Source organism: Pseudoalteromonas sp. S8-8 (genome assembly GCF_000497875.1).
In the GTDB taxonomy this organism is placed as follows: Bacteria; Pseudomonadota; Gammaproteobacteria; order Enterobacterales; family Alteromonadaceae; genus Pseudoalteromonas; species Pseudoalteromonas arctica.
Window position 1 is genome coordinate 28073 of the sequence record NZ_AUTR01000064.1, and the last position, 23050, is coordinate 51122.

The window sequence follows — 23050 nt, forward strand, 5'->3', positions numbered from 1 at the left end:
TCTGGTAGATGCTTTTTTTCTACGTAGTAAAGTTCAGTATAGTCATGATTAGTAAGTTCATTCTTTTATTAATAAAAAAACTAATCTGGTCTACATTGATTAATCATAATTGCATATTACTAAACACCTGTAGTTACTATATAACCAAAACCGCAACATTAAAGCTAACACTTTGTTACTTAAAATTACTGTTCAAAATTATTAAGCTATTTATACTATAACTAATGGTAAATATTTTTTGAGGTTACAGTGCAGATCACACAAGGTATGGAATATTTTTTTTCGGGATTTAAATTAATTAGCCAAAAAGGGTTAAAGCGCTTTGTACTTATCCCGCTTTTAATTAATGTTCTGCTATTTGGTAGTTCGTTGTTTTTCTTATTTGGATGGCTAAGTGATAGCTTTAGCTACATCAGTAACATGCTACCAGAATGGTTAAGCTGGCTTGAATGGCTAATGTGGCCAATTGCTGTATTAGTCGTATTATTTAGCTACAGTATGCTATTTACTATAATCACTAATTTTATTGCAGCCCCATTCAATGCTTTATTAAGCGAAAAAGTTGAGCTTTATTTAACGGGTCAAAAAATTAACGATGATGGTTTTTCCGAATTAGTTAAAGATGTACCTAGAATGCTTGCCCGTGAGTGGACAAAGCTGTGCTATTACCTTCCTCGCGCTATTGGTTTTTTCATACTACTTTGGGTTTTACCTGTCATTGGCCAAATACTATGGGTTTTGTTTACCTGTTGGATGTACGCAGTACAATACGAAGACTATGCGTTCGATAACCATAAAATTGGCTTTAAACAGATGAAAGACGATTTAAAATCTAAGCAAGGTTTATCATACGGGTTTGGTTTTGCTGTTATGTTATTAACGGCTATACCCTTTGTAAACTTAATAGTTATGCCTGTAGCTGTGTGTGGTGCAACACGTTTGTGGGTCGATAATTATCGACCAAAATACCGTAGTTAATTAAGAGGTTGCTGACTTTTTAATATCCGAAGGACACCGCACCCGAGATAAAAAAGCACCTAAGGTGCTTTTTTAATCTATTTTTAAAACAATAAACTCAAGCGATGCACGCCTTGGTAATGCGACGCTTTGTTTATCTACTTCTTCAAATTTTTTAATCAAAATACTAAAGCGCTGATTGTTAAAATTAACGGCTGTAACTTCACCAATTTTTATACTGTAGTTTTGCTGCTGATCAAACAGCTTTAGTGTTCGCCCTTTTATACGCTCTACGAATAAGTAAGGTGTTTGGTCTGGCATCTTTAAACGGATAACATTGATTTTACTTAACTCATGTACCGCCACCCAATTTTGACTCTGCATTAACGTATTATAACTACTAATGCCTTCAGGCTGATAAACAACATCTTGGTTTATAACGCATGTCTTACAGCCCTTTACTGATTCAACTCGCCAGTCAATAGCTATATTTTTGTAATATAAATTGTCATTTTTTAGTAACCATTCACGTGCATTGTTAGTATCGCTACACGCTATTAGTAAGCTAAAAAAACTACTACAAACAATAAACTTAATACTTAACTCTAGTTTCATATTAATGCTCTTTAATTGCTTTTAACTCAGCAATAATTGCACTACTTGGCTGCGCTTCTTTTATATAACTGGGCAGCGTTTCAATATTAGTAGGTGAGCTTTGTAAATTATACACCTTACTATTATTAGTATTTGGCACGCCAAATCGATTACCTGCACTTTGCATATAAAACTGCAAATTAAGCATGCTCCACTCATTTACATCACTAAGTATTGATATTGTATTATCTTGGTTAGTATCAAAGCTGGTTAAGCTTTCGGTGTTAATTGCATTACAGTTAAAATCAACAGGTAGTGAGCCATTTCGATTTAGCCCCTGTGCTTCAAGTATTGTGCTCTCATTTAAATCTGCTGAACTACCACTTGAATAATCAATAATAAAATCATCTGTAGAGCCTAAATGACTATTAGTATTTGGTGTAATATCGCAGCTAGCATTGCTGGGATAAAAACGCTCATAATAACGATCGCCTTCGTTATTACCTATTGTTGATAAACCCGCTAATTGATATAAATAATTCATAGAGCTTAAATGATTAGGCTTAAAGTTAACCTCTTCATCGCCACCATGGTATAAGCCTAAGTTATGGCCTAGCTCATGAAAGATAGTTGATGCTTGATAATTATAAGTTACATTGGTTGCTATTTGCGTATCGAGCGTTAAGCCCCAGCCGCCCATAGTTACCATTAAATCATTACCGCTGATCTCAGCAATACCCGACCCACTAATACTACCATCTTCATTTCCACTACTTGCCATTAATAAGTAATGAAAAATGGGTCTGCGGGTTATATCGGTATATTCCATTTTATAAGCAAACAAATTAGGGCTACTTAAATCGTACTCAAACGGAGTATAACTATTAAAAGGGACAACATTTCCGCCACCTAAATCAAAGTTTTGCGGCGCAATATCGCTATTTTGATCAAATAAGTCACCTACATCAAAATGAACGGTATAGCCTTTACTTGCAAATACACTAACAATTTTTTCAAGTGCATTTCGATGAGGCGTTATTCCAACATCACTACTATCCATATAATCTATTTCAATAAATATATCTTTTTGTGAAGTACGCGCTCCCCATTCATATAAAGGCAGCCCACCAAATGTTGCCCCCTCTACCTCTGCGCAATCTGGAATACCGTCTTCATCATCATCTATTGAGCAAGATATATCGTTAGGCCCTGCCGGAGTATTGAATACTGAGTAGTTCCAGTCTGTATTTTGGTTGGTATCGGTTGCGCCGAGCGTACGCTTTAAGCTGGCGCCCTGCTCTGGCAGTATTTGTGCAGCGTTTTCGCCTTGCCACTGCGAGGCTGTTACAGGCTCTTGGGTTGAATTTCCAAACTTAACAAAGTCGATAGTTTGTGTACCCGCACTATTAAGTAATTCTGCAAAACCATTTATGTACCAATAAGGCCTAATTTGATCATTCGCGCTACCAACAAGTACAAGCTTAGTGTTATTTAATGATGCAATTGCTAAAAAATCATCGCCAAAGCGGCTTTGTAAAATAATATAGGCGCCATTTAAAAGCTCTTTATTAGGCAGCGTAAATATTTGCTCATCACTCAACGTACTATCAGACATATTAATACTGCGAGCTTTAAGAGAGTAGTCTTGTAAATTTACTGTCGCACCGGTGCCGTTATAAAGTTCAATCCAAGGTAAGTCATTACTAAATTGCACAGATGAAAGCTCTGTTATTTTTATATCTTGGCTAGAAGTTGTAAACGAGGTGGCAGTTTGCGCCAAAATAGTTGTGCTATCAAAATTAGCTAAATCAGCTGTAACACGAACAATATATTGAGTGTCTTCATCAAAGCTTGCGCTTAAATTTACAGTATGAAAATAAGTACTTGTGTCGCTGGTAGTACCCGACAAACTTTCAATAGTTAAGGCCAAGCAAGTAGTAAAATTATCTGCTGACACTTGTACGCTTCCAGTACAAGTACCACTGCTAGAGTTAACGGCTAAAGTACTCACGAGCATAATATCTGAAAATGTAATGCTAACAGGGCTATCTACAAAGACTGGGTCATTACTATTTTGGGGCGTTACATTACTAATTGTAGCGGGCGTTGAATCAACAACGGTAACACTCAGTACAAATTCGGTTGTGTCTTTTGTATCTGTCGCCGTTAACGTATAGCTTTGTGGAGTGATACTGTTTGCAGGAGGTGTGTAACTAAAACGTAAGGCTTGGCCATCAATAACACTGATTTGCGCTCCATTTAAATCATCACCAAAGTCAATCTGTACGCTATCGTTATCAGCGTCGCTAACCACTAAACTAAATTCCGTGGCTTGGTTATATTGCACATTTATATTTACATCATCGGCAGCCGGTGGATTATTTGGGGCTAATATTACAACTATTTTCTGGGCGCTATTTGTAGCGTTATCGTCATCGGTAACAGTTACTACAAACGTTACATTGGTATTTTGCGCAACAGTGGGCGCATTAAAGCTAATACTTGTTTCTGTTTGGGTAAATTCAACTACAGGGCCACTTGTTTGCTGCCAGGTTATGTTATTAATACTACCATCGCTGTCTTGTGCATCTGCAACTAGGGTTACACTGTCATCTTTTTCAGCTTCTTCTGGGCCTGTAACAATGACTGTTGGCGCGCTATTTACTTGATTAATTAAAACCGTTTTACTCGCTTGAGCGCTTTTACCGGCATTGTCAGTTACGGTTACGCTAAAGCCTAGCGTTGTATTTTCAGATACATTGGGGGCAGTAAAACTAAGTACACCATCTGACTGGCTAAAATCAACATTATCTCCCGCAGACTGAATCCAACTAATAGTGCTTATGGTTCCATCTGTATCTTGAGCGTTAGCAACTAAGCTTACTTGTGTGTTAGCAAGTGCACTACTTGGGCCTGTAATATTAACTGTAGGTGCATTATTTTGAGAAGTGATAGTGCCTGAAAATACTTGTTGTGCAGTAGCACCTGAATTATCAGTAACAGTAACTGAAAAACTAAAGGTCGTGTCAGTGGTTACACTCGGTGCAGTAGCTGTAAGCGTATTGCCATTAACAATAAATGTAAATTCAGGACCACTAAGTTGTTGCCATTGATAATTGGCTATTTGCCCGTCACTATCACTTGCAAGCGCAGTAATAGTAAACGATTGGTTAGAGACAATAACGTTACTACTAACAGAGAGCGTAACACTGGGCGCAGCGTTACCAGAGGGCGTAGTTGAATCACTACCTTCTCCGCCGCCGCCACAACCTGTGATTAAAAGTGATAAAAAAAGTAAACTTAGCCATTTATTAATATTGTTTTTTACCACTTTTAGCCTCTACATATTAACTATACAAATTTTGTGGCACCTTAGTAACGTTTAAATGAACGGTTATTTCCTCACGATCATGATAGAGATGTTTAGCTTGTAACTCGTAATTAATGCTATGTTTCTCAAGCTCTTTTCTTATCATCGAAAGACATTCATAAACACTATCAAAGCGTTTTTTCATAGGTAGTTTTAAGTTAAATATAAACTCTTTTGCGTATGCATTTACTGCCCAGTCAATCATTAGCGTAGTCACTTTGGTTGGTTTTTCCACCATATCGCACACTAACCAAGTAATATTTCTTTTTTCTGGGCGATATTTAAAACCATCTGCTCTAAAATGTTTAACTTGCCCCGTTTGCATTAAATCGTCATTCATTGGGCCGTTATCAATCGCACTTACAAACATACCACGGCGTACAAGCTGATAAGTCCAACCACCCGGGCATGCACCTAAATCAACACTGCGCATACCTGCTGCCACGCGTGATTCACGTTGTTGCTCAGGAATAAATACATTAAACGCTTCGTCGAGTTTTAACGTTGAACGACTCGGTGCATCGCTTGGCATACGAAGGCGTAAAATACCCATGAAAAATGGAGAATTATTAAAGCTATACGAGTAACCAACATAAGCCGTATTGTTTGTTAAAAACATGACATGCATTACTGGGCGGTTTGCTTTTGGCTCACGCAGTACTGTATTTTGTTTTTCGAGGGCTTTTTTAAGCGGCGTTGATATTTTTTTACAGAACGTTAAAAGCTCTTTGCCTTCATTTGTATCTGGCGTTTCTACGCGCAGTTCTGAGCACAATGTAAAATCTTTAGCAGCTTCAACTACTGCACTTACACGGTCCTCTACTGGCATGTTTTCAAGTAATGTACCGGCAAACCATTGGCGTGCAAACACCATATTTTTAAAATCGACTTTTTTGATTATTTCGTCGCTGTGATGCGCTTCAAAACATTCGTAAACAACATAACCTGTATTTGGCTTTGCTTTTACATACCCTGCAAAACCCTGCTCTGCAGCATGAAACGTTATTTCAGCAGCGGCATCGCTTTCAAAACCACTACGACAATAAATCACAACACTAGACATATTAACCCTTAAACTCTTTAAAACTTAAATCGTGCGACTTGCACTAAAATAACAATCCAACCAATAATAAAGCACAATCCACCAAGCGGTGTTATCGGCCCTAGCCACTTCATATCTGTTAGAGCGAGTAAATATAAACTGCCACTAAAAAGTAGTGTGCCCGTTATAAAAAAACCACCAGCCCAACTCAGGTTTATGCCCCATTTGATTAAAATAGCCACCGCAATAAGTGCAAGGCCATGCACCATTTGATACTCAGCAGCTGTTTTAAAAACCCCTAATGAATACTCCGATAAACGGCTTTTTAAACCATGGGCAGCAAATGCACCTAACATAACCGAGAGCATACAAAAAATACTGCCGGTCATTAAAAATAATTTAATCATCTAATCCCCTAATCGAGTCTTAACACATCTCTACTTGTTGCTTAATAAATTCAACGGCACTTAACGCTGCTGTTTCTCTATTTTGCAGTTCAGTTACGCCACTTTTTTTACGTGGTTTTAATGAATGATCGCCATCAGTCAGCCATGTGAGTAAAGGCTGTTTTGGCATTTCCATAGTAAGCAGTTCTTCACGTGTACCAAATGTATCTCGCTCGCCCTGTAATACTAAAAAAGGGCAAACAATATCAGCAAAATGATCGGTGCGTAACTTTTCTGGCTTACCCGGCGGATGAAATGGATAACCAAATGCAATAACACCCGAAAGTCTTTGCTCTGTGCTGCACGCAAGCATTGATGCCATGCGTCCGCCCATCGATTTACCGCCTATAAATAACGGTAAATCTGGCTGCGCCTGCCCAAGCACTTGCTCATAATGAGTAAGTAGCTTTGGCGCTCGCTCTGGAGGCCTACGTTTATTAGTTTGTTTAGCAATTTGCATATATTCAAAATCAAATAAACCAACATCAACACCTTGCTCGCTTATTAATTTTGCCATATGTTGCATAAAGTCAGAATCGCTACCAGCACCTGCACCATGCGCAAATATAAACTGTGCAATTGCAGGTTGTGCGGTGTTTTTAAACCATTCAATCATTATTAATACTCATGTTCTTGCTCATGCTCTACTAAGCTCAGCATCCACTCTTTAAACGAAACTATTTTACCAAGCTCTGTTTGCGATTCGCGAAGCACTAAGTAATATGCATTTTTACTTTCTAGACTGTGATTAAACGGAATAACCAAACGCCCTGCATCTATGTCGGGTTTAGCTAATACACTATTACCAATTGCCACACCTTGCCCATGTACTGCAGCTTGTAACACCATTGATGAGTGACTAAATATAGGCCCTTGATTTACCTGAATGTTACGCACGCCTGCAGTTTTCATCCACGTTTTCCAGTTTTTACGTGTGGTGTCATGCAATAAGGTGTGATGCGCTAAATCACTAGGTTGATCAAGCGGCTTTAATCCGCTTAATAACATAGGACTACAAAGTGGTACTAAATACTCGGTATGAAGTTTGTACGCTTGTACGCCATTCCAATGACCTCTTCCATAGTAAATAGCAATATCTACGTCATCAGTCAGTGAGTTTTCATCTTGATCTTGTGCTTTTATTCGCACGTCTATCTCTGGGTGTAACTCATTAAACAAACTCAAACGAGGCACTAACCACTGAATAGCAAAACTTGGTGTTAGACTAACTGTTAATGAGCCCTTAGCACCACGGGCTAATAGCTTTTCAGTTGCATCAATAAGCTGAGTAAAAATCTCTTTTATATCTAAAAAATAGCCTTGGCCTTCTTCAGTTAATAATAATGAGCGGTTTTTACGTAAAAACAACTTTAAACCTAAATGCTCTTCAAGTGTTTTTATTTGATGACTTACTGCCGCCTGCGTTACATAGAGCTCTTCTGCAGCCTTAGTAAAACTTAAATGACGCGCAGCCGCTTCAAAGGCTTTTAATGCGTTTAATGGAGGTACCCGTCTTGACATAATAACCAAGCTTAGAATTAGTTTTTCTTATGCGTGAGATTATATACATCATATAAGTTTGTGTATATTAAAGGCATAAAAAAAGCGACCTGAGTCGCTTTTTAATAAACATCATGCTTAATTATAAATCGCTTGCACTTGTATCAAGTGGGGCAAAGCTTTTAATTAAATCATCAACCGCTTTCATTTGCGTTAAGTACCCTTCTAACTTACTAAGCGCTAGCGCACATGGGCCATCACATTTAGCTTCGTTAGGGTTTGGATGCGCCTCAATAAATAAACCTGCAATACCTAGCGCCATACCGCTGCGTGCAAGCTCTGCTGCTTGTGCACGACGACCATCAGCAGAATCAGCTCGGCCACCTGGGCGCTGAAGTGCATGTGTTGCATCAAAAATAACAGGCGCCATTGCTTTCATATCATCCATACCCAGCATATCAACCACTAGGTTGTTGTAACCAAAGCTAGAACCGCGCTCACAAAGTGCTATGTTATTATTACCGGCTTCATTAAATTTAGTAATGATATGGCGCATTTCATGTGGCGCTAAAAACTGTGGTTTTTTCACGTTAATAATTGCACCTGTTTTAGCCATCGCCACAACTAAATCTGTTTGACGTGCTAAAAAGGCTGGTAACTGAATTACATCAACAACTTCAGCAACAGGTGCTGCTTGATGAGGTTCATGTACATCAGTAATAAGCGGTATGTTGAAAGTCTTTTTAATCTCTTCAAATATTTTTAAACCTTCTTCCATACCAGGACCACGGTACGAATTGATTGAAGAACGGTTAGCCTTATCAAATGACGCTTTAAATACATAAGGAATATTGAGTTTCGTCGTAACTTCTACGTAATGCTCTGCAACACGCATAGCTAAATCGCGAGATTCTAATACGTTAATACCACCGAACAATACAAACGGTTTGTTGTTTGCTAGTTCAATTTCATTGATTTTAATAATTTGGTCTTTCATTTAAATTCCTTACGGTGCAACTGCTTGCATCATTAATCCACAAATATAAGCCATATAAGTACCCACACCATAGCCCAGTACAGCTAACAGAACACCAACAGGCGCTAATGACGGATGAAACGCTGATGCTACAACAGGTGCAGACGCTGCACCGCCCACATTAGCCTGCGAGCCCACAGCCATATAAAATAACGGTGCTTTAATTAGTTTAGCTACTACTAACATTATGCTTGCATGCACTAGCATCCAAATTGCGCCAACTAAAAATAACCCAGGGTTATTAAAAATAGCGGTTACATTCATGTGCAAACCAATTGATGCGACTAAAATATATAAAAAGCTAGAGGCTACCTTTGAAGCGCCAAACGCTTCTATTTGTCTAACTTTAGTAAACGATAAGCCTATGCCAATCGTTGTTGATATAACAATTAGCCAAAAGAATTTACTGTTTAAGCTGTATTCTTTTGCCCACTCATAAGTAGTGCCAAAGTACGGACCTAAAAAGTCAGCACAAAAATGCGCTAAACCGGTTATACCAAATGCAATTGCAAGCAGCGTCATGTAATCGTTAAGAGTAGGAATACGCGCGTGTTCAGCATGATAGGCTTCAACACGTTTTTTTAAATCTTCAATTGCGCTTGTATCAGCACCCGTAGCAGCATCAATTTTTTTATGATTTGCTGCCATTAACAATAAAACAGCCATCCAAATATTCGCGACTATTACATCTACTGTAATCATTACAGAAAATATATCACCACCCACTTCAAACATCTCTTTCATTGATGCCTGGTTAGCACCACCGCCAATCCAGCTACCCGCAACGGTTGTCATACCGCGCCATACTGCATCGGGCCCATGACCACCAACAATACTTGGATCAAATGCACTCACTACTAAAATAGCTAATGGCCCACCAATAACAATGCCCAATGTACCCACTAAAAACATAATGAGCGCTTTAGGGCCTAAGTTAATAATAGCTTTTAAATCAATACTAATGGTAAGTAGTATTAAACAAGCAGGCAGTAAGTAGCGCGAAGCCACATAATAAACATTAGATTTATTACCATCTACAATACCAAAGGTATTTAATAACGAAGGTAAAAAGTAACACAGTAGTAAAGCAGGTACGTATTTATAAAATCGTTTTAAAGCTGGACGCTCACTGTTTGAGGTTTTAAAAATAACCCCCAAAATAACAGCAAGCAAACCAAGCACAACGGCATCATTTGTAATTAATGCGCTTTGAGTTTCAACCATAATTATTCCTATTCTTAATGGTGCGTTTTATTATTATCTTCTAGTTCTTCTATTTGGTGTTGAATAATCTCTATTGCAGGATCGTCCGGACACTCATCGACAAAAAACTGTAAATCATCACGTGCCATTTTAGGGCAACCGAGCTGATTTAATAAGTAACCTCTGTCGCGTCTCTCATACGGGTCGTCGCCTATTAGCTCCATTAGCATCTCTACACAGGTCAAAGCATGACCAAATTTGTTTTCGCTAATGAAAGACCATTTTTGCTGAGCTAAAAATAGCTTATATACTTCGTCATCAAAAATTAACTCTAAAGGCTCTTGTTCTTGCCCATCATCTTCATCTGCGTTTTCAGGGATGATATACCAGCTTTGTTGCCCGCTGCTTGGCTCAATTATATAGCCCTCTTCATCACTTATCGCCACATGAACACCAACATCACCCAGCGTAAGACTAAGATTTGCATCAAAGTTAGCGTGTTGTAAAAAGTGACAAAGTATAATTGCAAGCGTTGTTGGTGAGCCACTACGCATAGAAAGCGTATAGCTTAATGTATTTAATTTGTATTCTGGCACTTTTAAGCCTGAGGCACTAAATAGCCAATCGCTGTAAAACATATCTAATAATTTTTCGAAGCGATCGTGCTCATCACTCACTTTTAAACACAGCGCTGAAATTTGCTGTTCAAAGTCAGTTAAAGTTTCATAACATGTTGTTAAATCTATCTGAGGGTCCCATTTTGACTCTGCTTTAATACAGCGGTAAATCGCTGGAGGTGTAAATTCATCGTAAGCATCATCAAGATAAGATTCATCGTGTTCGTCAAACCCGAGGGTAGTCATTAATACTGCAACATTTTAGAAAACGAAGGCGTAGTTTACCTAACTTTAAAGCTATATACCAATATAGAGATGTTTTTGAATATTTTCTGAGAGGGAGTCGTATTTGAGCTTTATAAAACAACTATAAAGCTCAAATAGTCAGGTATTTTAAAGCAAAAAAGCTGATTTAGACGTCGCTAAATAACCTATCGCTAAAATAACAGCAGTGTTAACTAAAACGTAAGCAACTTTAGCCGTCATTTTAGTTTGTCTGGCGCTTTTAGCCCCAATACCAATATATATAACCACTAAAACTATTTTTTCTAATAGCCAATATTGTTCAAACGGGTTAATTTTAGCCATAAATATAAGCGTAAGTGCAGACACTAATAACAAAGTATCTATACTATGACTACCAATCATTACCGCTTTATTTTTTGCTAATTTACCACTGCCCATTCGCGAAAATGCGCGAACATAAAATAAAATCACACTCAACATCGCAATTGCCATGTGTGAATGCTTTACTGCTAAATAATCCATATGCCCCTGTACTTCTGTTTTATAAAAATTTAATCAGGAAAACGGTTAAGAACCGCTTCTAACTCATCAAGCTTCTCGTTAAATACTTCAACCAATTTTGGTTCAAAGTGTGTGCCTTTTTGAGCGTTAATTTCATCAACTACGTTTTGCAGTGTCCAAGGTTCTTTATAGCATCGTTTATGGCGAAGTGCATCGTATACATCAGCAAGTGCAACTATGCGACCAAATACATTAATTGCGTTTCCGCTTAAACCTTGTGGGTAACCAGAGCCATCCCATTTTTCATGATGCTCTTTTGCAATAATTGCACCTGCACTAACAATCTCATGCGGCGAGTCTTTTAAGATAGTATAGCCTTTATCAGTATGGGTTTTCATCACTTCCCATTCTTGGGCGTCTAACTTTGCTGGTTTATTTAATACCGCATCAGGAATGCCCACTTTGCCTACATCATGAAGAGGCGACGCCAACCTTACTAAATCAGCATCATGCTTAGATAAGCCATACCCTTGTGCCAATATATGACAAATATGTGCTACACGCTTAACATGATTACCCGTTTCTGTTGAGCGTTGCTCTACTGCTTCACTTAACCTGTAAACAAGCTCTTGTTGCGTTGCTTCTATTTCAGACTGAAGTTGTACATTTTCAAACGCAAGTTGCACATTTTGAGAAAAAATCTTAATTAAATGGCGCTGAGTATCCGTTAAATCCTTTGGAATACCTGATATAAATAGCATCGAATTATGATTGTACTCACTGCTACAATACGCAAATAAGTAGTTATCTTTATAAATAATACTTTTTTCATTAAGCGCCTGATGACATGCACTTAACTGTTCAGCTTGTAATACTTCATCGAGCTCTTTACCTTCACTTTTTTCAAAGTCACCGGTACCCGAGCAAACAATTAATTTTTTATTATTTTGTGCCTCAGGATTTTGCGCAACTAAAGTAGTTGCATACATAGCTTGATCAGCAATACCAAGTAAAGAAGTTAACTGCTGCATAACGCCTTCAATAAAGTGCTCTATTGAATGCGCAGAAAAAATATCACGGGACGCTATAATTATTTTCTCAAGCCCTTCGCGTGACTGCTCAATCGAAATAATATCCCGATACGAGCGCAGGCTCGACATAATAACAGTAAATAACTTTTGAGCCGTTAGCTCTGTTTTAGATTTGTAATCGTTAATATCATAATTAATAATTACTTGTCGTTCAGGTGCTTGACCAGGTTGACCCGTTCTTAAAATAATTCGAATATGATTATTTTTAGCTTCTTCACGAATAAACTTAGCAACTTGCAAACCGGCATCATCGGTCTCCATTACTACATCAAGTAGTACAATGGCTGCATCTGGATGCTCTTTCACAAGCTCTTTTGCTTCAGCACCTGAGTACGCACTAATAAATTCTAAGCGTTTATTTTGAAACTCAAAATCACTCAACGCTAGTTTTGTAACAGCATGAACTTCAGGTTCATCATCAACGATTAATACTTTCCAGGTACCGAGTTCAATCTCATTGATTGCTTCTTCTGGCTCATCTGAAAATAAAAAATCACCCATCATAGTCGAAATTCCTTCATGGCATTATTTAACGCACTAGCAGGCAATTATTATTCTTTAGGGCCACTGTGCAAACGTTACACGGTCGTTATCACCAAAGTCTTTCACTGTTTTAATATTCACAAATGCCATTTTTTTGAAAAAATGACGAACAGCTTCACCTTGCTCAAAACCGTGTTCTATTAAAAGATAGCCACTAGATAACAAATAGTCACGTGATTGTGTAATTATTTGTTTAATATCAGACATTCCACAATCATCAGCCACTAATGCCGACAAAGGCTCAAAGCGCACATCGCCCTGATTTAAATGTATATCACTGCTTTCAATATAAGGTGGGTTAGTGACAATTAGGTTGAATTTCTCACCATGTAACTCGCTAAACCAGTTGCTTTGCTTAACGTGTACATTATTAATTGCCAATCGCTGCTGGTTACGTGTAGCAAGTGCAACTGCATCGCTTACTCTATCTACTGCAATAATTTGCCAATTAGGCATTTCACTACCCAATGCCAGCGCTATTGCACCAGTACCCGTGCCTAAATCAAGCACTTTAGCTGTAGCAGGTACAGCCACTTCAAGTGCTTGTTCTACTAACGTTTCGGTATCTGGTCGAGGTATTAAAGTTGTTGCGTTAACTTCAAGCGATAAGCTCCAAAATTCACGTTGCCCCGTAATATGTGCAACAGGTTCACCGTTTAAACGTCTTTGGCAAAATGTATTAAATTGCTGTTGTTGTTCGGCATTAAGCGCATGCTCTGGCCAAGTGAAAAGGTAACTGTGAGGTTTTTGAAGAATATGTAGAAGTAAAACTTGTGCGTCTAATTTAGCACTTTCGCTGCTAGGTGCTAATAAATTAGCGCCTGCAGCAATAGCTTGTTCAAGAGTTTGGCTCACGATTACTCGTCGCCCATAGCCGCTAATAAGTCAGCTTGATGTTCTTGCATTAATGGGTCAATAACGCAGCTTAAATCACCCGCTACCACTTCATTCAAACGATAAAGTGTTAAGTTAATACGGTGATCGGTAATACGACCTTGTGGGTAGTTATAAGTACGGATACGTTCAGAACGATCGCCACTACCTACTAAGTCACGACGTTCAGATGCTTCTGCCGCATGGCGCTTTTCATCTTCAGCCTGTTGCAAACGTGCTGCAAGTACTGACATCGCTTTAGCACGGTTTTTATGCTGTGAACGTTGATCCTGACACTCAACCACAACACCGGTAGGTATATGTGTAAGTCGAATAGCAGAATCTGTTTTATTAACGTGCTGACCACCTGCGCCTGATGCACGAAATGTATCAACTTTTAAATCTGCGGTATTAATTTGTATCGCTTCGGCCTCTGGTACTTCCGCCATTACCGCAACAGTACACGCAGAGGTATGAACTCGCCCTTGTGACTCAGTTTCTGGCACACGTTGTACGCGGTGTACACCTGATTCAAACTTTAATTGACCGTAAACGCCTTCGCCACTAATATTTGCAATAACTTCTTTGTAACCACCGTGCTCACCTTCATTGGTGCTCACAACTTCTACTTTCCATTTTTTAGTTTCTGCATAGCGGCTGTACATACGGAACAAGTCGCCAGCAAAAATAGCCGCTTCATCACCGCCTGTTCCAGCGCGTACTTCAACAAACACGTTATTGTTATCTCGCGGATCTTTTGGCAACATTAATACTTGAATTTGATCTTCAATTACCAAAATTTGTGCTTTAGCTTCTTTATATTCTTCTTGCGCCATTTCACGCATTTCAGGGTCAGAATCTTTAAGCATTTCTTCTGCACTGGCTAAATCATCTTGCGTTTCTTTGTAAGTTAAAAACGTTTTTACAATCTCTTCAAGCTCAGAGTATTCTTTTGAAAGCCCACGAAAACGATTTTGATCACTAATGACCGACGGGTCACTTAGCAGCGCTTGTACTTCTTCGTAACGCTCTACTAAGGTTTCTAATTTATTATAAACAGACTCTTTCATTTAACGGTTATTCCTGATCAATACCTAACATTTTTTTCAACTGGTTTAGCTGCGCCACTTCACCTTTTTTCGCTGCGTCTTGTATTGCACGGGTAGGCGCGTGCATTAAGCGATTGGTTAATTTATTGGCGAGCTCTAATATAATTTTTTCTGCATCTTTACCTGTATTTAGCTGACTAACAGCACGCTCTACAAGTTCTGACTTAATTGTTTGTACATCATTTCGATAATGGCGGATTAAATCTACCGAATCGAGTGAGCGCATCCACATTGCAAATTCTTTGGTGCGTTCAGTAATAATTATTTGCGCTTGCTGTGCAGCTTGCTCACGCGCTGCCATATTCTCGCTTACAATGGTTTGTAAGTCATCAACGGAATATAAATAGGCAGCATCTAGCTCACCTACTTGGCTTTCTATATCGCGCGGAACCGCAATATCTATAAATAGCATAGGCTTGTGTCGGCGCTGCTTAAGCGCTTGCTCAACCACCCCTTTACCAATAATAGGTAAAGTACTGGCGGTAGAACTAATGACTATATCGGCTTCATGTAAACGTTCTGGTAACTGTGCAAGTGCGATAACATCTGCCGACACTTCATCAGCAAGGCTGCGAGCACGTTCAATTGTTCTATTCGCGACCGTTATTTTTTTAGGCTCATTTTGATATAAATGTTTAGCAACCAGTTCAATGGTTTCACCAGCACCAATTAATAGCACATTGGTTTGATCAAGCTTGCCATAAATATGTTTTGCTAAGTTAACAGCCGCAAATGCAACCGACACGGCACTTGCGCCTATATTTGTTTCAGTGCGAACTTGTTTTGCTACCGAAAAGGTTTTTTGAAACAACCTATCAAAAGTGACACCTATTGCATCGTGGGTTTTAGCACTAAAAAACGATTGCTTTATTTGCCCTAAAATTTGCGGCTCGCCTAACACAAGAGAATCCAACCCACACGCTACGCGCATTAAGTGGTTAATGGCGTCATTACCTTCATGGCAGTATATATTGCTGCTCAGTTCATGTTCATCCAAACCATGGAAACTGGCAAGCCAAGTTAACAGTGTTTGGGAATTTTGCTGAGCGAGGCTACAATAGATCTCGGTTCGATTACAGGTAGACACAATAACCGCTTCATTAAAGTCGGCATGGCCACTTAATTGTTGCAACGCCTCTGAAATTTGCTCAGGCGAAAAAGCCACTTTTTCACGTAATTCTACGGATGCGGTTTTGTGATTTATACCTAGTGCTATTATGGTCATATTTGCCAAATATTGCTGAGCCCTACTTCAAAGGCGGTAATTTTACCAAAAATCAGCGGAATATGGAAAGTAAGGAACAACATTTGATTCGACAATATTTGATTTTATTCATGTTTTTTTTATTTTTAGGTGGCTGTGCCCATCAAATTGATACAAAAACAACACTTTATGATGATTGGAAACCACGTTTAGCTGCTCAAAAAACTTGGCAGGTCGAGGGTAAACTCGCGTTTATAAGCCCAGAAGAGCGTCAATCTGCAAACTTAAATTGGCAGCAAACAACAAATTCCAATAATTTAATACTGACTACTTTTATTGGTACTCGTATTTTGTCGCTTAAACAAACATCAAATGGTGCTGAATTAGAGTTTGACGGCGATGAGTACTTTGATACTAATGCTGCAGAGCTTTTAAAGCGTTTAACGGGTTTTACACTTCCTGTTGATAACGCCGATAACTGGCTTAAAGGCACCATTGACGATCAAAGTTTAGTCGTTGATGAACTAGGCCGCGCAAAGCAAGTATTATGGTTTGATAATGCAGGCAAAAAATGGCAAATAGATTACGGCACTTACGTACAAAACGCAGGTTACTGGTTACCAACTAAACTGACGTTAAAGCATCAACAAATAAAAATAAAAATTCAACTCTACGATTGGCAGTTTAAATAAGCATGAATAACAAAACCTCTTTTTCACTTATTGCCCCGGCAAAACTCAATTTATTTTTACATATTAATGCTCGCCGAGAAGATGGCTATCATGAACTCGAAACCTTATTTACTTTTTTAAATTTTGGTGATGAGTTGCATTTTGAGCTAACAACAGACGGTGGTATTTCTGTCGGTGGTGATACTAAAGACATACCTCTAAATGATAATCTCATCTATAAAGCGGCTTTATTATTACAAACACACTGTAAAACCTCTTTGGGTGTAAAAATAAATTTAATTAAACGCTTACCGATGGGCGGAGGTGTTGGAGGTGGTTCATCCGACGCCGCAAGTACTTTATTAGCCCTAAATAAATTATGGAAATTAGAACTAAATTTAGAAATTCTAGCCCAATTAGGACTTAAATTAGGGGCTGATGTTCCGGTGTTCATACAAGGGCAAAGCGCCATAGCGCATGGTATTGGTGAGAAATTACACCAGGTAAAACTTGAACAAAAATGGTACTGCGTTGTACACCCAAATCAACATGTAAGTACCGCAAAAATATTTACACATCCAGATTTAAAACGCGACACACCAAAAATAATAGGCGATTGGAAACACCATACTTTAACCAACGATTGTGAGCCTTTAGTTAAAAAGCTTTGCCCCGAGGTTGAAAAAACCCTCCAGTGGTTGCTAAAATACGCACCGTCGAAGATGACCGGAACAGGTTCATGTTGTTTTGTCGAATTTGCTAGTCAAGTTCAAGCACAAGATGTACTTGAAAATCTCCCCCATACTTGGCAGGGTTTTGTGGCTTCAAGCGCAAATGTCTCACCTGCTCATACGGAGTTAACCGCCATATTCGATCAATGAAGTAACGTACAAGTAATCATAAGTTAACTCGCAGTGGTATTTATCATTGCCCGTTAGTCCAAATATTCAGTGCCTGAGGAACCCTACCGTGCCTGACATGAAGCTCTTCGCTGGTAACGCAACACCTGAGTTAGCTCAAAAAGTTGCAAAACGTTTATATATTGAATTAGGCGATGCTGTTGTTGGCCGTTTTAGCGACGGTGAGATCAGTGTTCAAATAAATGAAAATGTTCGTGGCTCGGACGTTTTTATCTTGCAATCAACCTGTGCCCCTACAAACGATAACCTAATGGAACTTATCGTTATGGTTGATGCTCTACGTCGTGCATCTGCAGGTCGTATTACTGCCGTCATTCCTTATTTTGGTTATGCGCGCCAAGACCGTCGTGTACGTTCTGCCCGTGTTCCAATTACCGCTAAAGTTGTTGCCGATTTCTTATCAAGCGTTGGTGTTGACCGTGTTCTTACGGTTGATTTACACGCTGAACAAATCCAAGGCTTCTTTGATGTACCAGTAGACAACGTATTTGGCAGCCCTGTATTACTTGAAGATATGAAAGAACGCGACTTTGAAGACGTCGTTGTTGTATCTCCAGATATTGGTGGTGTTGTACGCGCACGTGCAATTGCAAAACTACTAAACGATACCGATTTAGCAATCATTGATAAACGTCGCCCTCAAGCAAACGTTTCTCAAGTAATGCACATAATTGGTGACGTTGAAGGTCGTGATTGTATTATCGTAGATGATATGATTGATACCGGTGGTACGTTATGTAAAGCCGCAGAAGCACTTAAAGAACATGGCGCTAAGCGCGTATTTGCATACGCAACGCACCCTATTCTTTCAGGTAAAGCAGCAGAAAACTTACGTGACTCGATGATTGACGAAGTAATTGTAACTGACTCAATTCCTCTATCTGACGAGCTTAAAGCCCTTGATAAAATTAAGGTACTTACGCTTGCTGACATGTTAGCAGAGACTATTCGTCGTATTAGTAACGAAGAATCTATCTCAGCGATGTTTGAACACTAAAATTAAACATTCCTGAGTATAAAAGCGCCTTTTGGCGCTTTTTTTGTAAGCGATGTTTATTTTGTCTGGGCGTGGTGGTATGATAGCGCGCCTTTTGGCTAGGGACCTTGGTCGCAAAGGCCCTACACATTTTAATAACTGGAGACATCATGTCTAACAAAACTTATACATATAACGCTGAACTTCGCGTAGAAACTGGTACTGGTGCGAGCCGCCGCCTACGTCGCGAAGACAAAGTTCCTGCAATCCTTTACGGAGCTGACAAAGAAGCTTTATCTCTTACTTTTGCTCATAAAGATATGATCAAAGCACAAGAAGACGAAGGTTTTTACACGCATATCCTTACGCTTAACGTAGATGGCGAAGCTGTTGAAGTAATCTTAAAAGATATCCAACGTCACCCATTCAAGCCTAAGCTTACTCACCTTGATTTCCAACGTGTAGATGCTACTCATAAATTTCAAACTAAAGTTCCTCTTCACTTCATCGGTGAAGATATTGTAACTAAAGCTGGCGCAACTGTTGTTCACCAGTTAACTGAAGTTGAAATTACGTGTCTTCCAAAAGCACTTCCAGAATTCATTGAAGTAGATGTTTCTAAGTTTGTTGTTGGCGATTCTGTTCATATTTCTGACCTTACTTTCCCTAAAGGCGTTAGCTCTGTAGATTTAGGTAAAGGCGAAGGCCATGATCAGTCTATCCTGACTATCAAAGCAAACAAAGCAGCTCCAGTTGAAGACGACGCTGCAGCAGCAGAATAATTTTTAAGGTCTCGCAACCTTGAATTCTATTCAAATGCTTGTGGGCCTGGCTAATCCAGGCCCCGAATACGCAAACACACGCCACAATGCAGGTGCTTGGTTCATCGAGCAAATCGCTGCACGCTACAACTGCACCCTAAAATACGATCCTAAATATCACGGCCTTACAGGCAAAGTGATCATTCAAGGCCAAGAATTCAAATTATTGATCCCCACTACTTACATGAATTTAAGTGGTAAAGCGGTCGGTAGTTTAGCTAATTTTTTCAAAATCCCTGTCGAGGACATTTTAGTTGCCCATGACGAATTGGATTTAGACCCAGGCGTTGCCAAGTTAAAAAAAGGCGGCGGGCATGGCGGTCATAATGGTTTAAAAGACATTATTGCAAAAATGGCAAATCAAAAAGACTTTATGCGCTTGCGCATTGGTGTAGGTCATCCGGGGCATCGTGAAATGGTTACTGGTTGGGTGCTTGGAAAAGCAGCCAAAGCAGACCAAGAAAAAATGGATGCTGCTGTTGATGAAGCAGTTCGTTGCATGGAAATACTTGCAAAAGATGGTGTGTTAAAAGCACAAAACAGACTACATTCGTTTAAACCCTAGTAACTTGGGTCCAAGTACACCGTTTAAACGAATTCTAAACAAGGTATCTTACTATGGGTTTTAAATGTGGCATCGTTGGCTTGCCTAACGTTGGTAAATCAACGCTTTTCAATGCACTAACTAAAGCGGGTATTGAAGCCGCTAACTTTCCTTTTTGTACCATTGAGCCTAATACAGGTGTGGTACCTGTGCCAGATCCTCGTCTAGACGAACTTGCTAAAATTGTTAATCCTCAACGAGTTCTTACCACTAGTATGGAATTTGTAGACATTGCTGGCTTAGTAAAAGGCGCATCTAAAGGTGAAGGCCTTGGTAACCAGTTTTTAGCTAACATTCGTGAAACCGATGCAATTGGCCACGTAGTTCGCTGTTTTGAAGATGAAAACATCATCCACGTAGCAGGCACTATTGACCCTGCTGACGATATTGACGTAATCAACACTGAGTTAGTACTTGCTGATATGGATAGCGCTGAAAAAGCCCTATTCCGTAATTCAAAAAAAGCAAAAGGTGGCGATAAAGACGCTAAAGAGCAAAATGCTGTACTTGAAAAAGTAAAAGTGCATCTTGACGAAGGCTTAACTTTACGTGGTCTAGCACTAACTAAAGAAGAAAAAGCAGCAATCAGCTCTATTAACTTCTTAACGATTAAACCAACAATGTATATTGCAAACGTTGCAGAAGATGGTTTTGAAAATAACCCATACCTTGACCGCGTACGCGCTATTGCCGCAGCTGAAGATGCGATTGTTGTTCCTGTATGTGCCGCTATCGAGTCTGAGCTTTCAGAACTAGATGACGAAGACAAGCTAGAGTTTATGGCTGATCTTGGTCTAGAAGAGCCAGGTCTTAACCTTGTTATTCGTGGTGGTTATGAATTACTACAATTACAAACTTATTTCACAGCTGGCGTAAAAGAAGTACGCGCATGGACAATCCCTGTAGGTGCAACAGCACCACAAGCAGCGGGTAAAATCCATACCGACTTCGAGCGTGGCTTTATCCGTGCGCAAACTATTGCTTTTGACGACTTTGTTGCCTTTAAAGGTGAGAGTGGCGCAAAAGAAGCAGGTAAGATGCGTCAAGAAGGTAAAGAGTACATTGTTAAAGATGGCGATGTAATGAACTTCTTGTTCAACGTATAAGTACAAATTAAACCAATTTCACTTGGTAATAATTTTTAAAGGCTCGTTTTTACGAGCCTTTTTTGTATTTAAATATTATAAAAATAATAATTAAGCTCAATCAGGGCCTGTTGACCTTTTAGGATTAAAATTTGTTCAATCCAAGGAAGATTTAATCGCGGCGAGAGGTTTGTAACAACCTAGTGTACTAAGTAAAAACCGAGCAACAAAGAGTAAATTTCCCCTAGGCAGAACCCTTCGGGCAGCGTGTGTTTGGCATTTATTCTACGTTATCGCCTATTTATGGGGAACAACCACACTACATAGGCTCTGCCTTGTCTAAATACCAAACACACTGCTGCAAATTTAACCTCAAAAGATAAACAGGCCCTAGTCTATCTTTGTAATATCGCTTAATTAAAGAAGTACAGGGTTAATTAAGATTCCGCGCCTTAAAGGCAGCTAAAAAAACAGCATTTTTATTAAATTTTAGCCTGTTAGCTTAATTTTCCTGCAAACAAACACAGTTAAGTGTTTTTTTGCAAAAAAGGTGTTGACGAATTTGGGTCATATCAGCATAATACGCCCCGCACTCAGCGATGAAGTGCTAACAAAAAAAGATGGCTAAGTAGCTCAGCTGGTTAGAGCACATCACTCATAATGATGGGGTCACAGGTTCAAATCCCGTCTTAGCCACCATTATTTTTTTGTTGCTCAATGAAGAGTTTAAAATAACTACCTTGTGTGCGGGAGTGGCGGAATTGGTAGACGCGCTGGATTTAGGTTCCAGTATCTTAGGATGTGAGAGTTCAAGTCTCTCCTTCCGCACCATAATTCTTGATAAGAATTAAAACTATCAATTGTTATTGTTGGGATATCGCCAAGCGGTAAGGCACCAGGTTTTGATCCTGGCATTCCCAGGTTCAAATCCTGGTATCCCAGCCAACAATGGCTAAGTAGCTCAGCTGGTTAGAGCACATCACTCATAATGATGGGGTCACAGGTTCAAATCCCGTCTTAGCCACCATTTCTTCTTTTAGAAATGGCTCTGCAAGAGTTAAATTGCAGCTCAATGAAGAGTTTAAAATAACTACCTGTACTTTATTGTACAAACGATGCGGGAGTGGCGGAATTGGTAGACGCGCTGGATTTAGGTTCCAGTAACTTCGGTTGTGAGAGTTCAAGTCTCTCTTTCCGCACCATGTTCTTATAAGAACTAAAATTATAAAGAATTCTTTGTTGGGATATCGCCAAGCGGTAAGGCACCAGGTTTTGATCCTGGCATTCCCAGGTTCAAATCCTGGTATCCCAGCCAACTTCTTCTACCAAGGAAAGTTGGATAAAAGAATTGCTCTAGCTTAGAGTTTAAATTGGCAAATTGTTGATGCGGGAGTGGCGGAATTGGTAGACGCGCTGGATTTAGGTTCCAGTAACTTCGGTTGTGAGAGTTCAAGTCTCTCTTTCCGCACCATGTTCTTATAAGAACTAAAATTATAAAGAATTCTTTGTTGGGATATCGCCAAGCGGTAAGGCACCAGGTTTTGATCCTGGCATTCCCAGGTTCAAATCCTGGTATCCCAGCCAACTTCTTCTACCAAGGAAAGTTGGATAAAAGAATTGCTCTAGCTTAGAGTTTAAATT

Annotated in this window: 21 protein-coding genes and 8 tRNA genes; 15 read left to right on the forward strand and 14 right to left on the reverse strand. The window is 39.3% G+C overall.

Annotated elements, in window-relative coordinates; translation table 11 throughout:
- The first annotated feature begins 267 nt into the window (after nucleotides 1-267).
- A complete protein-coding gene (cysZ, locus tag L659_RS0119420; RefSeq protein WP_010554723.1) occupies nucleotides 268-978 on the forward strand; it encodes a sulfate transporter CysZ in 711 nt (236 codons plus the stop codon).
- A gap of 72 nt (nucleotides 979-1050) precedes the next feature.
- Here cysZ and L659_RS0119425 read toward each other — a convergent pair whose 3' ends face one another.
- From L659_RS0119425 to hemA, 14 genes are all read right to left on the reverse strand, one after another.
- On the reverse strand, nucleotides 1051-1572 hold the full coding sequence (locus L659_RS0119425; RefSeq protein ID WP_024591608.1) for a hypothetical protein: 522 nt from the start codon (nucleotides 1570-1572) through the stop codon (nucleotides 1051-1053).
- A gap of 1 nt (nucleotide 1573) precedes the next feature.
- Nucleotides 1574-4882: a PKD domain-containing protein gene (locus L659_RS0119430; protein WP_024591609.1), complete on the reverse strand. Its 3309-nt coding sequence runs from the start codon at nucleotides 4880-4882 to the stop codon at nucleotides 1574-1576.
- A 16-nt stretch (nucleotides 4883-4898) separates the two neighbouring features.
- Nucleotides 4899-5984 carry a 23S rRNA (cytidine(2498)-2'-O)-methyltransferase RlmM gene (rlmM, locus tag L659_RS0119435; RefSeq protein ID WP_007583974.1) on the reverse strand — a complete coding sequence of 362 codons (1086 nt, stop codon included), beginning with the start codon at nucleotides 5982-5984 and terminating at the stop codon, nucleotides 4899-4901.
- 17 nt (nucleotides 5985-6001) lie between these two features.
- On the reverse strand, nucleotides 6002-6370 hold the full coding sequence (locus tag L659_RS0119440; RefSeq protein WP_024591610.1) for a DUF423 domain-containing protein: 369 nt from the start codon (nucleotides 6368-6370) through the stop codon (nucleotides 6002-6004).
- 19 nt (nucleotides 6371-6389) lie between these two features.
- On the reverse strand, nucleotides 6390-7025 hold the full coding sequence (locus L659_RS0119445) for an alpha/beta family hydrolase (protein ID WP_024591611.1): 636 nt from the start codon (nucleotides 7023-7025) through the stop codon (nucleotides 6390-6392).
- Nucleotides 7026-7027: 2 nt separating this feature from the next.
- A complete protein-coding gene (locus L659_RS0119450) occupies nucleotides 7028-7930 on the reverse strand; it encodes a transcriptional regulator GcvA (RefSeq protein ID WP_002958561.1) in 903 nt (300 codons plus the stop codon).
- Nucleotides 7931-8051: 121 nt separating this feature from the next.
- Complete coding sequence (gene kdsA, locus L659_RS0119455; protein WP_007583968.1) at nucleotides 8052-8906, reverse strand: 3-deoxy-8-phosphooctulonate synthase; 855 nt, start codon at nucleotides 8904-8906, stop codon at nucleotides 8052-8054.
- 9 nt (nucleotides 8907-8915) lie between these two features.
- Nucleotides 8916-10169: a DUF819 family protein gene (locus L659_RS0119460; protein WP_024591612.1), complete on the reverse strand. Its 1254-nt coding sequence runs from the start codon at nucleotides 10167-10169 to the stop codon at nucleotides 8916-8918.
- A 14-nt stretch (nucleotides 10170-10183) separates the two neighbouring features.
- Nucleotides 10184-11011, reverse strand: a complete 828-nt coding sequence (locus L659_RS0119465) for a tetratricopeptide repeat protein (protein WP_024591613.1) — start codon at nucleotides 11009-11011, stop codon at nucleotides 10184-10186.
- A 147-nt stretch (nucleotides 11012-11158) separates the two neighbouring features.
- Nucleotides 11159-11533, reverse strand: coding sequence for a SirB2 family protein (locus L659_RS0119470; protein ID WP_007583965.1), 375 nt, complete (start codon nucleotides 11531-11533; stop codon nucleotides 11159-11161).
- 29 nt (nucleotides 11534-11562) lie between these two features.
- The gene (locus tag L659_RS0119475) at nucleotides 11563-13107 is read right to left on the reverse strand and encodes a response regulator (RefSeq protein ID WP_007583964.1); all 1545 of its coding nucleotides are present in this window, start codon (nucleotides 13105-13107) and stop codon (nucleotides 11563-11565) included.
- 54 nt (nucleotides 13108-13161) lie between these two features.
- Nucleotides 13162-14001, reverse strand: a complete 840-nt coding sequence (gene prmC, locus L659_RS0119480) for a peptide chain release factor N(5)-glutamine methyltransferase (protein WP_010554719.1) — start codon at nucleotides 13999-14001, stop codon at nucleotides 13162-13164.
- Nucleotides 14002-14003: 2 nt separating this feature from the next.
- On the reverse strand, nucleotides 14004-15089 hold the full coding sequence (prfA, locus tag L659_RS0119485; RefSeq protein ID WP_007583962.1) for a peptide chain release factor 1: 1086 nt from the start codon (nucleotides 15087-15089) through the stop codon (nucleotides 14004-14006).
- A gap of 7 nt (nucleotides 15090-15096) precedes the next feature.
- Entirely contained in the window at nucleotides 15097-16353 is a 1257-nt protein-coding gene (hemA, locus tag L659_RS0119490) for a glutamyl-tRNA reductase (RefSeq protein WP_010554718.1), read from the reverse strand.
- An 83-nt stretch (nucleotides 16354-16436) separates the two neighbouring features.
- Here hemA and lolB point away from each other — a divergent pair, with 83 nt between their 5' ends.
- The 14 genes from lolB to L659_RS0119560 all read left to right on the forward strand — a co-directional run bounded on the left by lolB (nucleotide 16437) and on the right by L659_RS0119560 (nucleotide 22993).
- Entirely contained in the window at nucleotides 16437-17024 is a 588-nt protein-coding gene (gene lolB / locus L659_RS0119495) for a lipoprotein insertase outer membrane protein LolB (RefSeq protein WP_024591615.1), read from the forward strand.
- Nucleotides 17025-17026: 2 nt separating this feature from the next.
- Nucleotides 17027-17884, forward strand: coding sequence for a 4-(cytidine 5'-diphospho)-2-C-methyl-D-erythritol kinase (ispE, locus tag L659_RS0119500; RefSeq protein WP_010554716.1), 858 nt, complete (start codon nucleotides 17027-17029; stop codon nucleotides 17882-17884).
- 88 nt (nucleotides 17885-17972) lie between these two features.
- A complete protein-coding gene (locus tag L659_RS0119505; protein WP_007583957.1) occupies nucleotides 17973-18920 on the forward strand; it encodes a ribose-phosphate pyrophosphokinase in 948 nt (315 codons plus the stop codon).
- Between the two features lie 149 nt (nucleotides 18921-19069).
- Complete coding sequence (locus tag L659_RS0119510; RefSeq protein WP_008171830.1) at nucleotides 19070-19681, forward strand: 50S ribosomal protein L25/general stress protein Ctc; 612 nt, start codon at nucleotides 19070-19072, stop codon at nucleotides 19679-19681.
- 19 nt (nucleotides 19682-19700) lie between these two features.
- A complete protein-coding gene (gene pth / locus L659_RS0119515) occupies nucleotides 19701-20285 on the forward strand; it encodes an aminoacyl-tRNA hydrolase (RefSeq protein ID WP_007583954.1) in 585 nt (194 codons plus the stop codon).
- A gap of 53 nt (nucleotides 20286-20338) precedes the next feature.
- Nucleotides 20339-21430 carry a redox-regulated ATPase YchF gene (ychF, locus tag L659_RS0119520; RefSeq protein ID WP_007583951.1) on the forward strand — a complete coding sequence of 364 codons (1092 nt, stop codon included), beginning with the start codon at nucleotides 20339-20341 and terminating at the stop codon, nucleotides 21428-21430.
- Between the two features lie 601 nt (nucleotides 21431-22031).
- Nucleotides 22032-22108: transfer RNA gene (locus L659_RS0119525), tRNA-Met, on the forward strand.
- Nucleotides 22109-22155: 47 nt separating this feature from the next.
- Nucleotides 22156-22240 (forward strand) — tRNA-Leu (locus L659_RS0119530).
- A gap of 39 nt (nucleotides 22241-22279) precedes the next feature.
- Nucleotides 22280-22354 (forward strand) — tRNA-Gln (locus L659_RS0119535).
- Nucleotides 22355-22359: 5 nt separating this feature from the next.
- A tRNA-Met gene (locus L659_RS0119540) sits at nucleotides 22360-22436 on the forward strand.
- Nucleotides 22437-22526: 90 nt separating this feature from the next.
- Nucleotides 22527-22611, forward strand: a tRNA-Leu gene (locus L659_RS0119545).
- 38 nt (nucleotides 22612-22649) lie between these two features.
- Nucleotides 22650-22724: transfer RNA gene (locus L659_RS0119550), tRNA-Gln, on the forward strand.
- A gap of 71 nt (nucleotides 22725-22795) precedes the next feature.
- Nucleotides 22796-22880 (forward strand) — tRNA-Leu (locus L659_RS0119555).
- 38 nt (nucleotides 22881-22918) lie between these two features.
- Nucleotides 22919-22993 (forward strand) — tRNA-Gln (locus L659_RS0119560).
- Nucleotides 22994-23050 lie beyond the last annotated feature (57 nt).

Excerpts from the sequence above, each read along its gene's own strand:
- cysZ (WP_010554723.1), top strand. The coding sequence starts at position 268 with ATGGAATATTTTTTTTCGGGATTTAAATTAATTAGCCAAAAAGGGTTA.
- L659_RS0119425 (WP_024591608.1), bottom strand. The coding sequence starts at position 1,572 with ATGAAACTAGAGTTAAGTATTAAGTTTATTGTTTGTAGTAGTTTTTTT.
- rlmM (WP_007583974.1), bottom strand. The coding sequence starts at position 5,984 with ATGTCTAGTGTTGTGATTTATTGTCGTAGTGGTTTTGAAAGCGATGCC.
- L659_RS0119440 (WP_024591610.1), bottom strand. The coding sequence starts at position 6,370 with ATGATTAAATTATTTTTAATGACCGGCAGTATTTTTTGTATGCTCTCG.
- L659_RS0119445 (WP_024591611.1), bottom strand. The coding sequence starts at position 7,025 with ATGATTGAATGGTTTAAAAACACCGCACAACCTGCAATTGCACAGTTT.
- L659_RS0119450 (WP_002958561.1), bottom strand. The coding sequence starts at position 7,930 with ATGTCAAGACGGGTACCTCCATTAAACGCATTAAAAGCCTTTGAAGCG.
- kdsA (WP_007583968.1), bottom strand. The coding sequence starts at position 8,906 with ATGAAAGACCAAATTATTAAAATCAATGAAATTGAACTAGCAAACAAC.
- L659_RS0119460 (WP_024591612.1), bottom strand. The coding sequence starts at position 10,169 with ATGGTTGAAACTCAAAGCGCATTAATTACAAATGATGCCGTTGTGCTT.
- L659_RS0119465 (WP_024591613.1), bottom strand. The coding sequence starts at position 11,011 with ATGACTACCCTCGGGTTTGACGAACACGATGAATCTTATCTTGATGAT.
- L659_RS0119470 (WP_007583965.1), bottom strand. The coding sequence starts at position 11,533 with ATGGATTATTTAGCAGTAAAGCATTCACACATGGCAATTGCGATGTTG.
- L659_RS0119475 (WP_007583964.1), bottom strand. The coding sequence starts at position 13,107 with ATGATGGGTGATTTTTTATTTTCAGATGAGCCAGAAGAAGCAATCAAT.
- prfA (WP_007583962.1), bottom strand. The coding sequence starts at position 15,089 with ATGAAAGAGTCTGTTTATAATAAATTAGAAACCTTAGTAGAGCGTTAC.
- hemA (WP_010554718.1), bottom strand. The coding sequence starts at position 16,353 with ATGACCATAATAGCACTAGGTATAAATCACAAAACCGCATCCGTAGAA.
- ispE (WP_010554716.1), top strand. The coding sequence starts at position 17,027 with ATGAATAACAAAACCTCTTTTTCACTTATTGCCCCGGCAAAACTCAAT.
- L659_RS0119510 (WP_008171830.1), top strand. The coding sequence starts at position 19,070 with ATGTCTAACAAAACTTATACATATAACGCTGAACTTCGCGTAGAAACT.
- ychF (WP_007583951.1), top strand. The coding sequence starts at position 20,339 with ATGGGTTTTAAATGTGGCATCGTTGGCTTGCCTAACGTTGGTAAATCA.